This is a genomic window from Streptomyces sp. NPDC059743 (assembly GCF_042732975.1).
Lineage (GTDB): Bacteria > Actinomycetota > Actinomycetes > Streptomycetales > Streptomycetaceae > Streptomyces.
The window spans coordinates 14,610-28,148 of record NZ_JBHWGS010000027.1 but is presented as its reverse complement, the minus strand read 5'-3'; the positions used below and the strand labels follow the sequence as shown (position 1 = coordinate 28,148).

The window sequence follows — 13,539 nt, the reverse complement described above, 5'->3', positions numbered from 1 at the left end:
AGCATGATGGGACCGGCACACTCTCTGTCGGGAGCGGCGGCCTGGCTGGGGGTGGGCGCGGCTGCGGCTGCCGCGGGCCACGGTATGCCCTGGCCGGTCCTCGCGGTCGGCGCGCTGATCTGCGCGGGTGCCGCGCTCGCTCCGGATCTGGACCACAAGGCGGCGACGATCTCCCGGGCGTTCGGCCCGGTGTCACGGACGCTCTGCGAGATCGTGGACAAGCTCTCGTACGCCGTCTACAAGGCCACGAGGAAGCCCGGTGATTCGCGCAGGACCGGTGGCCATCGCACACTGACGCACACCTGGCTCTGGGCGGTGCTGATCGGGGCCGGCGCGTCGGCGGTGGCCTACGCGGGTGGCCGCTGGGCGGTGCTCGCGATCCTGTTCGTGCATCTCGTGCTCGCCGTAGAGGGCCTGCTGTGGCGGGCCGCACGGGTCTCCAGCGATGTGCTCGTCTGGCTGCTCGGCGCCACCAGCGCCTGGATCCTGGCGGATGTCCTGGACAAGCCGGGCAACGGCGCCGACTGGCTGTTCACCGCACCGGGACAGGAATACCTCTGGCTGGGCCTGCCGATCGTGCTGGGCGCGCTGGTGCACGACATCGGGGACGCGCTGACGGTGTCGGGCTGCCCGATCCTGTGGCCCATACCGCTGGGCCGTAAGCGCTGGTACCCGATAGGCCCGCCGAAGGGAATGCGGTTCCGCGCCGGGAGCTGGGTGGAGCTGAAGGTGCTGATGCCGGCGTTCATGGTGCTGGGCGGAGTGGGCGGAGCGGCGGCACTGGGCTTCATATAGGCGGTGGTACGGGGAGGGCCGGGGCGTCCGAACGCCCCGGCCCTCTTTCTGTCTTTCTGTTGCGTCAGCCGTGTACTGCGGTCAGCCGTGTACTGCGCGGTCAGCCGTGCCAGGAGCGCCACAGCGCCGCGTACGCGCCGTTCGCCGCCACCAGGTCGTCATGGCTGCCCAGTTCGCTGATCCGGCCCTCCTCGACCACCGCGATCACATCCGCGTCATGCGCGGTGTGCAGCCGGTGGGCGATCGCCACGACCGTACGGCCGTCCAGGACCTTGGCCAGTGAGCGCTCCAGATGCCGGGCCGCCCTCGGGTCCAGCAGCGATGTCGCCTCGTCGAGCACCAGCGTGTGCGGATCCGCGAGCACCAGTCTGGCCAGCGCGATCTGCTGGGCCTGCGCCGGCGTCAGGGCCGTACCGCCGGAGCCGACCGCGGTGTCCAGACCGTCGTCCAGCGCCCGCGCCCAGCCGTCCGCGTCGACTGCTCCGAGGGCCGCCCACAGCTCGGCGTCCGCCGCGCCCGTACGAGCCAGCAGTAGATTGTCGCGCAGCGAGCCGACGAACACATGGTGCTCCTGGTTGACCAGGGCGACCTGCTCCCGTACCCGCTCGGCCGGCATCCGGGACAGCTCTGCTCCGCCGAGCGTGATGTGCCCTCGCCGCGGCCCGTAGATGCCCGCGAGCAGCCGGCCCAGTGTCGACTTCCCGGCTCCCGAAGGGCCGACCAGGGCGAGCCTGGTGCCGGGACTGACGTCCAGCGTCACCCGGTGCAGTACGTCGACGCCCTCGCGGTAGCCGAAGTGGACCTCGTCGGCGCTGACGTCCCGGCCGTCCGGCACGACCGACGCGTCGCCCGCGTCCGGCTCGATCTCCCGTACTCCGACGAGCCGGGCGATGGACACCTGGGCGACCTGGAGCTCGTCGTACCAGCGCAGGATCAGACCCACCGGATCCACCAGCATCTGGGCGAAGAGCGCGCCCGTCGTGAGCTGCCCGACCGAGATCCAGCCCTGGAGGACGAAGGCGCCGCCCATCACCAGCACGGCCAGGAAGATCGTCGTATGGGTGAGATTGATGACCGGGAAGAGCACCGACCGCAGCCACAGCGTGTACCGCTCCCAGGCCGTCCATTCCTCGATCCGCTGCTCCGACAGCGCCACCCGGCGCTTGCCGAGGCGGTGCGCCTCCACCGTCCGGCCGGCGTCGACGGTCTCGGCGAGCATGGCCGCGACGGCCGCGTATCCGGCGGCCTCCGAGCGGTACGCCGAGGGCGCCCGCCGGAAGTACCAGCGGCAGCCGGCCACCAGCAGCGGCAGCGCCACCAGCACCGCGAGCGCCAGCGGCGGCGCGGTGACGGCCAGCGCGCCGATCAGCAGCCCGGCCCACACCACACCGATCGCGAGCTGCGGCACGGCCTCGCGCATGGCGTTCGCCAGCCGGTCGATGTCGGTGGTGATACGGGAGAGCAGATCGCCGGTGCCCGCGCGCTCCAGCACGCCGGGCGGCAGCCCGACGGCCCTGACGAGAAAGTCCTCGCGCAGATCCGCGAGCATCTCCTCGCCGAGCATCGCGCTGCGCAGCCGTACCAGCCGGGTGAACACGGTCTGGATCACCAGCGCGACGGCGAACACCGCGACCGTGCGCTCCAGATGCAGTTCACGCGCTCCGTCGGCCAGCTCCTCGACGATGCCGCCCAGCAGATAAGGGCCGACCATCGAGGCGATCACCGATACGGCGTTGACGGCGACCAGCAGGATGAACGCCTTGCGGTGCCGGCTCAGCAGCTCGCTCACATAGGACCGTACGGTCGCCGGAGTCCCGACCGGCAGGGTCGTCGCCGACTCCGGGGCCGCCGGGTCGTACGCCGGTGGCGCCACGCCGATCATGCTGATTCCTCGATCTCTTCCCGGGCCCGCAGTGATGCCGGCTCCATGATGTGGTCCCGCTCCGCGTGCTGTTCCCGCGCGGTGTGTTCTTGTTCGTGTTCGGTCTCGCGGGTGACGACCGCCCGGTAAGCGGCGTCGCTCCGTACCAGCTCGCGGTGGACGCCCACCGCCGCGACCTCGCCCTCGGGGATGAAGACCACACGGTCCGCGTGGTCCAGCAGCAGCGGCGAGGAGGCGAACACCACGGTCGTACGGCCGGCCCGCAGCTCCTTGACGCCCTGGGCGATCCGGGCCTCCGTGTGCGAGTCCACGGCGGACGTCGGCTCGTCGAGCACCAGCACCTCCGGATCGGTCACCAGCGAACGGGCCAGTGCCAGCCGCTGGCGCTGGCCGCCGGAGAGCGAACGGCCGCGCTCGGTGATCCTGGACCGCATCGGGTCACCGCTGCCGTCCACCGACGCCTGCGCGAGCGCGTCGAGCACATCCGCGCACTGGGCGGCGGTGAGCGCCTTCTCCGGATCGACCGCGCCGGAGGCCGGGATGTCCAGCAGCTCCGTGAGCGTGCCGGACAGCAGCACCGGATCCTTGTCCTGGACGAGCACGCTCGCGCGCGCCGCGTCCAGCGGGAGATCGTCCAGCGCCACTCCGCCGAGCAGCACGGAAGGGCTCTTCTCCTCCTCGGCCGCATGGCCGCCGAGCCGCTCGGCGAGCCGTCCGGCCGCGTCCGGATCGCCGCAGACCACGACGGTCAGCAGTCCGGCCGGCGCGAGCAGCCCGGTGGCCGGGTCGTACAGATCGCCGGTCGGCCTGGCGTCGTCGAGACCGCCGCGCTCGTCCTCGTACGTCGTCCGCTCCAGCGAGAGCACGCGCGCCGCGCGCTTCGCGGAGGGCCGGGAGAAGGAGTACGCCATGGCGATCTCCTCGAAGTGCCGCAGTGGGAAGAGCAGCAGGGTCACCGCGCTGTAGACGGTCACCAGACCGCCCACCTCGATCCGTCCGTCCAGCGCGAGCCGGGCTCCGTACCAGATGACGGACATCAGCATGACGCCCGGCAGCAGCACCTGGATCGCCGAGATCAGCGACCACATACGGGCGCTGCGGACGGCGGCCTTGCGCACCTCCTGGGACGCGGCGCGGTAGCGGCCGAGGAACAGCTCCTCACCGCCGATGCCGCGCAGTACGCGCAGCCCGGCGACGGTGTCCGAGGCCAGTTCGGTGGCCTTTCCGGCCTTCTCGCGCTGGATGTCGGCGCGCTGGGTGGCGCGGGGGAGCAGCGGCAGTACGGCAAGGGCGAGCACCGGCACGCCGACGGCGACCAGCGTGCCCAGCTCCGGCAGATACAGCACCAGGCCGAGACAGATCATCACGATCGCGATGGCGGCGGCGAAGAAGCGCGAGAGCGCCTCCACGAACCAGCCGATCTTCTCCACATCGCCGGTGGAGACGGCGACGACCTCGCCCGCGGCCACCCGACGGGTCAGCGCGGAGCCCAGCTCCGCGGTCTTGCGGGCCAGCAGCTGCTGGAGACGCGCGGCGGCGGTGATCCAGTTGGTGACGGCGGAGCGGTGCAGCATGGTGTCGCCGATGGCGATGGCGGCGCCGAACAGCGCGATGAGGCCACCGGCGAGCGCGAGCCGGCCGCCGGAGCGGTCGACGACTGCCTGGACGGCGAGCCCGGCGCCCACCGAGAGGCCGCCGATACCGGTGAAGTGCACCAGTCCCCAGGCGAGGGCCTTGAGCTGGCCGCCGAGCTGTTTGCGTCCGAGCCACAGCAGGAACCGAGGGCCTGACCGAGCGTCGGGGATCCCGGGATCGGGATAGGGAAGGTCGCGAATCTGCATGATGCCCCATGACTCGTGGAGTGGCCCAAACCGTGCAAGGTTCGCCTTGGTGAAGGGCCGAGGGCAACGGGTTTTCCGCGTGGAGCGCCAGATCGAGCCAGTTGGAGCCATGCCGGGGGGACATTCCGGAGATAACCCGGAGGGATGCCGTGACGGCGGACGGGTGTGGCTCAGCAGCGGTGGTGACGGCCTCCGTCGACCAGCGTCGACAGCAGTCCGCCGAGCACCTCGCGCTGGTCGGCGGTGAGAGGCGCGAGGATGTCCTCCGCCGCGGCCCGCCGCGCCACGCGCAGCGACCTCAGCGTGGCCCGGCCGCTGTCGGTCAGCTCGATACGGACCACCCTGCGGTTGGTCGGATCGGGCGCGCGTCGGACCCAGCCGCTCGCCTCAAGGCCGTCGACCAGGCTGGTCACGGCCCGGGGCACCACTTCGAGACGCTCGGCCAGATCGGCCATCCGCGGCGGCTGCTCGTAATACGCGACCGTACGCAGCAGCCGCGCCTGCGCGGGAGTGATGCCGATCGGCTCCATCTGCCGCTTCTGGACGCGCTGGAGCCGGCGGGTCAGCCGCAGCAACTGCTCGGCCAGCATGCCGTCGGCGTCAGGGGTGCTCATACGGGAACAATATCAGGACCTCGTTCATTGTGTACATAGGTAACAGTGAGCTAAGCTCTGAAGCCGAGCTCGGAGTCCGAGGCCGAGCTTGAGTCTGAAGCCGAGCTCAAAAACGTATCCGTACCGCGCTTCCACGGAAGCCCTCCCGTCCTTCGAAGGAGCCCATGAAACCCGAGGAATCCACCTGGACACCGCCGCCCCGTCCTGACCGTTCGGACCGGACGGACCGTTCGGGGCAGCCGGAGCAGCCCGCGCAGCTCCGGCGCATCTTCGGTCTCTTCCGTCCCTACCGCGGCCGGCTCGCGATCGTGGGGCTGCTGGTCGGCGCCTCGTCGCTGGTCTCGGTCGCCTCGCCGTTCCTGCTCCGCGAGATCCTGGACACCGCGATCCCGCAGGGCCGCACCGGACTGCTCAGCCTGCTCGCCCTCGGCATGATCGCCACCGCGGTCGTCAACAGCGTTTTCGGCGTGCTCCAGACGCTGATCTCCACGACGGTCGGCCAGCGGGTCATGCACGATCTGCGCACCGGTGTCTACAGCCAGCTCCAGCGCATGCCGCTCGCCTTCTTCACCAGGACGAGGACCGGCGAGGTCCAGTCCCGTATCGCCAACGACATCGGCGGTATGCAGGCGACCGTCACCTCCACCGCGACCTCCCTGGTCTCCAATCTCACGGCCGTCGTCGCCTCGGTCGTCGCGATGCTCGCCCTGGACTGGCGGCTGACCGCCGTCTCGCTGCTCCTGCTGCCGCTGTTCGTCTGGATAAGCCGTATCGTCGGCCGCGAGCGCAAGAAGATCACCACGGACCGCCAGCGTCAGATGGCCACGATGGCGGCCACCGTCACCGAGTCACTCTCGGTGAGCGGCATTCTGCTCGGCCGCACGATGGGGCGTGCCGATTCGCTGACCAAGTCCTTCGCCGACGAGTCCGAGCGGCTGGTCGATCTGGAGGTCCGCTCGAACATGGCCGGGCGCTGGCGCATGTCCACCATCGGCATCGTCATGGCCGCCATGCCCGCCGTCATCTACTGGGCCGCGGGTTTCGCGATGGGCGCCGGAGGCACCGCCGTCTCCATCGGTACGCTCGTCGCCTTCGTCTCGCTCCAGCAGGGCCTGTTCCGGCCGGCCGTGAGCCTGCTCTCCACCGGAGTGCAGATGCAGACCTCGCTCGCCCTGTTCCAGCGCATCTTCGAGTATCTCGACCTGCCGGTCGACATCACCGAGCCCGAGCGGCCGGTCAGGATCGACACGGTCCGTGGTGAGGTGCGGTTCGACGGAGTCGACTTCAGCTACGACGACACGGGCGGCAAGGGCGGCAAGGGCGGGCACGCGACGCTCCGGGAAATCGATCTGACCGTTCCCTCCGGCGGCAGCCTCGCCGTGGTCGGGCCCACGGGCTCGGGCAAGTCGACGCTCAGCTATCTCGTGCCCCGGCTGTACGACGTGACCGGCGGCCGGGTCCTGCTCGACGGTGTCGATGTGCGCGATCTGGACTTCGACACACTCGCCCGCGCTGTCGGTGTGGTCTCCCAGGAGACCTATCTCTTCCATGCCTCCGTCGCCGAGAATCTGCGCTTCGCCAAGCCGACGGCCACGGACGAGGAGATAGAGACGGCAGCCAGGGCCGCCCAGATCCATGACCACATCGTCTCGCTCCCCGACGGCTACGACACCCTGGTGGGCGAGCGCGGATACCGCTTCTCCGGAGGCGAGAAGCAGCGGCTCGCGATCGCCCGTACGATCCTGCGCGACCCGCCGGTGCTGATCCTGGACGAGGCGACCAGCGCGCTGGACACCCGTACCGAACACGCGGTGCAGCAGGCCATCGACGCGCTCTCCCAGGGCCGTACGACCATCACCATCGCGCACCGGCTCTCCACCGTCCGGGACGCCGACCAGATCGTCGTACTCGACAAGGGCCGAGTCGCCGAGCGGGGCAGCCATGACGAGCTGCTCCGGCAGGACGGGCGCTATGCCGCCCTGGTCCGCAGGGACAGCCTGCCGGGACACGCCGACGAGCTGGCTCCGGTCACCACCTGAGCGCGGTCGTCACCCTGCCGCGTTCCCGGCACGGACGCGGCGGCGCCTCGGCTCGGGCGTCGGCTGCGCGTATGCGGATCACTCCCGTATCACCCCCGTACGTATGCCATCCGTGTTGCCGCACCTCAGGTACCGGGATCGGTGATCACTCCGGGTTACCGTGCCCATATGATGAACGAGCCTCCGGGGGCGAGACCCGGTCGCAGACTCCGTCTGACCCGCCGTGGCCGGCTGGTCCTGCTGGTGGCCACCACCCTCGCCGTCGGGGCGGCGGTGCTGGTGCCCGTACTCCTGATGGGCGGGGAGAGCGGCGACAAGAAGACCTCCACCCTGGTCATTACGGAAGGGCGGCGCGCCTCCGAGGTGTACGCGTCCGTCGACAAGGCCCTCGAACTGCCGATGGGCACCACCAAGGACGCGGCGACCGCCGCGCGGCTCAAGCTGCCGGAGGCGGCCAAGGGCAATCCCGAGGGCTATCTCTTCCCGGCCACCTATCCCGTCAATTCCTCGACCACTCCGGCCGGTCTGCTCAGCTATATGGTCAGAACCGCCAACCAGAAGTTCACGGGCGACCAGATCACCGCCGGTTCCGAGCGCAACGGTATGACGATCTATCAGTCGGTCACCATCGCCAGCATTGTGCAGGCCGAGGCGGATACGCCGACCGATATGGCGAAGGTCTCCAGGGTCGTGCACAACCGGCTCGCCCTGGGCATGCCGCTCCAGATGGACTCGACGCTCAACTACGCGCTCAACCGCAACACGCTCGACACCACACACGCCGACACGAAGATCGACAGCCCGTACAACACCTATCAGCGCAAGGGACTGCCGCCGACACCGATCGGGAACCCGGGCGAGGAGGCGATGAACGCGGCGCTCAACCCGTCACGCGGCGAGTGGCTGTACTTCGTCACCGTGGCGGAGGGAGACACCCGCTTCACCAACAACTACTCCGAGCACCAGAAGAACGTGGAGGAGTTCAACCAGAACCGTGCCAACGCGAACGGCAGCGGTAACGGAGACGGGGACGGGGACGGCTGAGACCGGCTCTGTTCAGACCGCCGGCGCCGGCTCACGCTCCAGGAGCCGCTTGATGTCCCGTACCGCCGCCCGGCCGGCACGGTTGGCGCCGATGGTGGAGGCGGAAGGGCCGTATCCGACGAGATGGACGCGTTCGTCCCGTACCGCACGCGTCTCCTCGACCCGGATGCCGCCGCCCGGCTCCCGCAGCCGCAGCGGTGCGAGATGGTCGACGGCGGCGCGGAAGCCGGTCGCCCAGAGGATCACATCGGCCTCCACCGTCCGCCCGTCGTCCCAGGCCACACCGGTCGGGATGATGCGGTCGAACATCGGCAGCCGGTCGAGTACGCCCTCCTCGCGCGCCCGGATGATCGCCTCGTTCAGCGGCAGTCCGGTCACCGAGACCACGCTCTGCGGCGGCAGCCCTTGGCGTACCCGCTCCTCGACGAGCGCGACGGCGGCCCGTCCCTGCTCCTCGCCGAACGGACCTTCGCGGAAGACCGGCGGACGCCGGGTCACCCAGGTGGTGTCCGCCGCCACCTTCGCGATCTCCATCAGATGCTGGGTGCCCGAGGCGCCGCCGCCCACCACGATCACCCGCAGTCCGGTGAACTCCTCGGGGCCCGGATAGTTCGCCGTGTGCAACTGGCGTCCCAGAAAGGTCTCCTGGCCCGGATAGCGCGGCCAGAACGGTCGGTCCCAGGTCCCGGTGGCGTTGATCAGCGCACGGGCCGACCAGTTCCCTTCGGAGGTCTCCACCAGCAGCCGGCCGCCGACGCCCTCGCGTACGGCCGTGACATCGACGGGCCGGTGGACCCGGAGGCCGAAGCGCCGCTCGTACGCGGTGAAGTAGCCGCCGATCACTTCGGAGGAGGGCCGGCCGTCATCGGCCGGCCCGGTGATCAGCTCCATACCCGGGAGCGCGTGCATCCCGTGGACCTTGCCGTACGTCAACGAGGGCCAGCGGAACTGCCAGGCGCCGCCCGGCCGCGGAGCATGGTCGAGGACGACGAAGTCGCGGTCCGGTTCAAGCCCGGACCGCCGCAGATGGTAGGCGCCGGACAGCCCTGCCTGCCCGGCGCCCACGACCACCACATCGATGTCCCGTACCCGTACCCGGTCCCGTACCCCGAAGTCGTTCACGATTCTACGAACAGCCTCGGAACCGGGAATCTTCCCGCTCATCTCACGATGTCGGTCTGCTCAGCTCGGTCCGCTCAGCGGCCTCCGGCGAGCAGCAGCGGCGCGCCGCCGGGCGCGGACGCCGGACGGCCGTTCGCCGCGGGCACGCCCAGCAGCGGCGAGGCCGGCACTTGCGCCAGCAGCCCGCGCGCCGCCAGCTCCGGAGTCACGCCCTCACCGAACCAGTACGCCTCCTCCAGATGCGGATAGCCGGAGAGCACGAAGTGCTCGATCCCCAGCTCGTGGTACTCCTCGATCCGGTCGGCGACATCGGCGTGGCTGCCCACCAGCGCGGTGCCCGCGCCGCCCCGGACCAGACCGACGCCCGCCCAGAGATTGGGCGAGATCTCCAGCCGGTCACGGGAACCGCCGTGCAGGGCGAGCATCCGCTGCTGGCCCACCGACTCGCTCTTGCCCAGCGCCTGCTGGGCCGCAGCGACCGTCTCGGGATCGAGATCGGCCAGCAGCCGGTCCGCCGTCGCCCAGGCCTCCTTCGCGGAGTCCCGCGAGATGGTGTGCAGCCGGATGCCGAAACGGACCGTACGGCCACGCTCCTCGGCCAGCCCCCGGATCCAGTCGATCTTCTCCTTCACCTGGGCAGGCGGCTCGCCCCAGGTCAGATAGACATCCACATGCTCGGCGGCGACAGGTCCCGCCGCGGCGGACGAACCGCCGAAGAAGATCTCGGGCAGCGGGTCGGGCGGCAGCGCGGTGAGCCCGCCCTCCACCTGGTAGTGCTCACCGTCGAAGTCGTACGGACGCCCGCCCCAGACGCCCCGGATCACCGACAGGAACTCCGCCGTCCTGGCGTAGCGGCGGTCGTGGTCGAGATGGTCGCCGAAGCGCCGCTGCTCGGTCGAGTCACCGCCGGTCACCACATTGAGCAGCAGCCTGCCACGGGTGACACGCTGATAGGTGGCCGCCATCTGCGCCGCCAGCACCGGCGAGATCAGTCCGGGCCGGAAGGCCACCAGGAACTTCAGCCGCTCCGTCTGCTGCGCGAGCGCCACCGTCGTCAGCCAGGCGTCCTCGCACCAGGTGCCCGTCGGTGTGAGCACCGCTTCGAATCCCAGCTGTTCGGCCGCCTTGGCGATCTGCGCGAGATACTCGATGTCGGGCGCCCTGACTCCGCTCACCGGAGTGATCCTGGAGCGCTTGATACCGCCGTCGGTGTAGGCGTGGCGGTCCACGAGCGTACGTCCGTCGCCGCCGGTCGGCAGGAACCAGTGCAGATGGATGCTCATCGGGAAGAGGCCTTTCCGTAGCTGCGCGCCGGCGAGGTCGACGGCGGCAGGTCCTTGTTGAAGCGGTCGTCCACGTAGTCGGCGATGTCGAACCGGCGCGGGATGAGTTTCAGATCGGCGAAGGTGTCGGCGATGGCCTGCTCGGAGTCGACGGCGGCCTGGTCGAGGGCGACGGGCACCCGGGTGCCGTGCGTCAGCTTCGCCGCGGCCAGGGCCACTTCGTACGGCAGGCCTGTGTCCTTCGCCCAGACCTTCGCCCACTCCTCGGGATGGTCGAAGACCCAGTCCTGGGCCCGGCGCAGCCGCTCGACATAGTCACCGATGGCCTCGGCCTTCGCCTTGTCCGCGAGGGCGGAGGGCGCGGCCACCTGGAAGTTCAGACCGTTGACGACGCCCTCGCCGTCGGTCAGCACCCGTCCCTGTCCGGCCTGTAGCACCTGTGAGGTATATGGGTCCCACACGGCCCATGCGTCCACCTTGCCGCTGGTGAACGCGGCGAGCGCGTCGGCCGGCTGCAACAGTGTGACCTTGATGTCGTCCAGTGTGAGACCGGCCTCCTTGAGCGAGGCGATGAGCTGGTAGTGCGCCGAACTGCCCTGGGCGACGGCGACGGACTTCCCTCGGAGATCGGTGGTTTTGCTGAGCGGCGAGTCCTTGCGTACGAGAATGGCCTCGCCCCGGGAGGAGCCGTGGGTCGCGGCCACGATCGTGATCTTCGAACCGGCTCCGGCGGCGAAGACGGGCGGAGTATTGCCGACGGAACCGACGTCCACGGCCTTGGCGTTGACGGCTTCGAGCATGGGTGGACCGGAGGTGAAGGTCGACCACTTGATCTTGTAGGGGAGATCGTCGAGTTCACCGGCCGCGCGCAGGACGGCCTCGGCACCGCCCTTCTGGTCACCGACGTTGAGCGTCAGGGAACCTTTGCCGTCGACGGAGCCGCCCGCGCCGCCGCCGGGGTCGTCGGCGGACGAGGTGCCGGAGCAGGCGGCGAGCAGGAGGGTGAGGGGGAGGAGGAGAGGGAGGAGGACGGCGGGCAGGAAGCGTTTCATGGGGGGAGTGGCTTTCTGAAGAGGGGGACGGAGGAGAGGCCGGGGAGAGGGCTGAGGTGAGGGCCGGGGCGCGGTGAGGGCTGGGGCGCGGTGAGGGCTGGGGGCGCGCGAGAAGGCTGAACGAAGCGGCGCTGTGAGGTACCACGCGGTACTTGCCAGTACCGCGCGGGTCTTGTCGGCACCACACGGACACTTGCCAGCACTACGCGGCGGCGCCGGGAGCGGCAGGTTCGTCGACGCCGAGTTCGGTGAGCAGCCGCGAGCGGAGTGCCGCGAAGCCGGGATCGCCCACGGAGCGCGGACGGTCCAGCGCGACATCCGTCTCGTACGCGATGACACCGTCGCGCATCACCAGCGCCCGGTCCGCGAGGAGCAGCGCCTCCTCCACATCATGTGTGACCAGCAGGACCGCGCAGCCGCGCCGCTGCCACAACTCGGCGACCAGCCGCTGGGCGTTGAGCCGCGTCAGCGCGTCCAGCGCGCCGAACGGCTCGTCGAGCAGTAGCAGATCGGGTTCCCGTACGAGCGCCCTGGCCAGCGAGGCACGCTGGGCCTCGCCGCCCGACAGCGTCTTGGGCCAGGCGCTGGAGCGATGGCTGAGTCCCACTTCCTCCAACGCGCTCTCGGCGACGGCCCGCCCGGGCTTTCCGTCGAGACCGAGCAGTACGTTGCGCCAGACCCGTTTCCAAGGCATCAGCCGTGGCGCCTGGAACGCGACGGCGCGCCGTTTCGGTACGAGCACCGTGCCCTCGATATCGCGGTCGAGCCCGGCGAGCACTCGTAGCAGCGTCGACTTGCCGCAGCCGCTGCGGCCCAGCAGCACGGTGAACTCCCCGGGCCGCAGCGTCAGATCGAGCTTGTCGATCACCGGACGTCCATCGAAGGCCCGGGTCAGTCCCTCGACCCGTACCGCGGTGCCGTCGGAGGCGACGGCACGGGGACTCGGACGCGGACTCGAGCTTGGACGTGGACGCGAACCCGAACCCGAACTCGGACTCACTGGCCCTGGAAGGTCGGTCGCCATTGCAGCAGCAGCCTTTCGAGAGTGCGGACGACGGCATCGGCGAGCAGTCCGAGGAAGGCGTAGACGACCAGGCAGACGACGATGACATCGGTACGGAAGAACTCCCGGGCCTGGTTCATCAGAAAGCCGATACCGGCGTCGGCGTTGATGGACTCGCCGAAGACCAGCGCGAGCCAGGCGGTGGCGAGCGAGTACCGCAGACCGGTCATCGCGCCGGGCAGCGCGCCCGGCAGTACGACATGCCGGACCAGTCCCCACCGGCGGAGCCCCAACGACTGTCCCGCCTCGATGAGTTGCTGGTCGACTCCGCGAATCCCGGCGTACACGTTGAGATAGAGATGGAAGGCGACACCGAGCGCGATGAGCGCGATCTTGGGTGCCTCGCCGATACCGAGCCAGATGATGAAGAGCGGGATCAGCCCGACCCAGGGCACGGTGCGGAGCATCTGTACGGTCGCGTCGACCAGATCCTCACCCAGCCGGGAGAGCCCGGAGACCAGGGCGAGGGAGATACCGATGACTCCGCCGAGCAGCAGCCCGACGGCGACGCGCCGGAGTGAGACGCCCATGGCGGTGGGCAGGGTGCCGTCCGCGATCAGATCGCCCGCGGCCCTGGCGATGGTGCCGGGCGAGGCGAGGATGTCCTCGTGGAGCACGCCCGTCGCGCTGAGCACCTGCCAGACGAGCAGAAGCAGCAGCGGCCCGACGGTACGGCGCAGCCACCGCGGTACGGAGCGCCGCCGGGAGCCTGGTGTGGAGGCGGGAGTGATCGGCTCCAGATCGGGCGGCCGGTTCTTGGACAGGACGGAAATATCCGGCGGGGCGTGGCCGAGAGTCATAACA

General features: G+C 70.0%; 11 protein-coding genes. 3 read left to right on the top strand and 8 right to left on the bottom strand.

All coding sequences use genetic code 11. The features are described 5' to 3' along the window. Window positions 1-3 precede the first annotated feature (3 nt). Entirely contained in the window at window positions 4-795 is a 792-nt protein-coding gene (locus tag ACFV6H_RS35235) for a metal-dependent hydrolase (protein WP_384782760.1), read from the top strand. Window positions 796-895: 100 nt separating this feature from the next. Here ACFV6H_RS35235 and ACFV6H_RS35230 read toward each other — a convergent pair whose 3' ends face one another. From ACFV6H_RS35230 to ACFV6H_RS35220, 3 genes are all read right to left on the bottom strand, one after another. Beyond that, entirely contained in the window at window positions 896-2,677 is a 1,782-nt protein-coding gene (locus tag ACFV6H_RS35230) for an ABC transporter ATP-binding protein (protein ID WP_385550636.1), read from the bottom strand. After that, on the bottom strand, window positions 2,674-4,518 hold the full coding sequence (locus tag ACFV6H_RS35225; RefSeq protein WP_385550634.1) for an ABC transporter transmembrane domain-containing protein: 1,845 nt from the start codon (window positions 4,516-4,518) through the stop codon (window positions 2,674-2,676). Before ACFV6H_RS35225 ends, ACFV6H_RS35230 begins: the two co-directional genes overlap by 4 nt. A gap of 170 nt (window positions 4,519-4,688) precedes the next feature. Then, a complete protein-coding gene (locus ACFV6H_RS35220; RefSeq protein ID WP_385550632.1) occupies window positions 4,689-5,132 on the bottom strand; it encodes a MarR family winged helix-turn-helix transcriptional regulator in 444 nt (147 codons plus the stop codon). Between the two features lie 164 nt (window positions 5,133-5,296). Here ACFV6H_RS35220 and ACFV6H_RS35215 point away from each other — a divergent pair, with 164 nt between their 5' ends. Together ACFV6H_RS35215 and mltG are read left to right on the top strand one after the other, a co-directional pair. Beyond that, on the top strand, window positions 5,297-7,171 hold the full coding sequence (locus ACFV6H_RS35215; protein ID WP_385550630.1) for an ABC transporter ATP-binding protein: 1,875 nt from the start codon (window positions 5,297-5,299) through the stop codon (window positions 7,169-7,171). Between the two features lie 168 nt (window positions 7,172-7,339). After that, complete coding sequence (gene mltG, locus ACFV6H_RS35210) at window positions 7,340-8,215, top strand: endolytic transglycosylase MltG (protein WP_385550628.1); 876 nt, start codon at window positions 7,340-7,342, stop codon at window positions 8,213-8,215. A 12-nt stretch (window positions 8,216-8,227) separates the two neighbouring features. Here the strand turns inward: mltG and ACFV6H_RS35205 are convergent, their stop codons facing one another. The 5 genes from ACFV6H_RS35205 to ACFV6H_RS35185 all read right to left on the bottom strand — a co-directional run bounded on the left by ACFV6H_RS35205 (window position 8,228) and on the right by ACFV6H_RS35185 (window position 13,535). Beyond that, window positions 8,228-9,337, bottom strand: a complete 1,110-nt coding sequence (locus ACFV6H_RS35205; RefSeq protein ID WP_385550626.1) for an NAD(P)-binding domain-containing protein — start codon at window positions 9,335-9,337, stop codon at window positions 8,228-8,230. A gap of 74 nt (window positions 9,338-9,411) precedes the next feature. Further along, entirely contained in the window at window positions 9,412-10,620 is a 1,209-nt protein-coding gene (locus ACFV6H_RS35200; RefSeq protein ID WP_384782746.1) for an LLM class flavin-dependent oxidoreductase, read from the bottom strand. Next, entirely contained in the window at window positions 10,617-11,672 is a 1,056-nt protein-coding gene (locus tag ACFV6H_RS35195) for an ABC transporter substrate-binding protein (protein ID WP_385550624.1), read from the bottom strand. Before ACFV6H_RS35195 ends, ACFV6H_RS35200 begins: the two co-directional genes overlap by 4 nt. Before the next feature lie 202 nt (window positions 11,673-11,874). Then, window positions 11,875-12,696, bottom strand: a complete 822-nt coding sequence (locus ACFV6H_RS35190; RefSeq protein ID WP_385550622.1) for an ABC transporter ATP-binding protein — start codon at window positions 12,694-12,696, stop codon at window positions 11,875-11,877. Further along, entirely contained in the window at window positions 12,669-13,535 is an 867-nt protein-coding gene (locus tag ACFV6H_RS35185) for an ABC transporter permease (protein ID WP_385550620.1), read from the bottom strand. The genes ACFV6H_RS35190 and ACFV6H_RS35185 overlap by 28 nt, the downstream gene beginning before the upstream one ends. Window positions 13,536-13,539 lie beyond the last annotated feature (4 nt).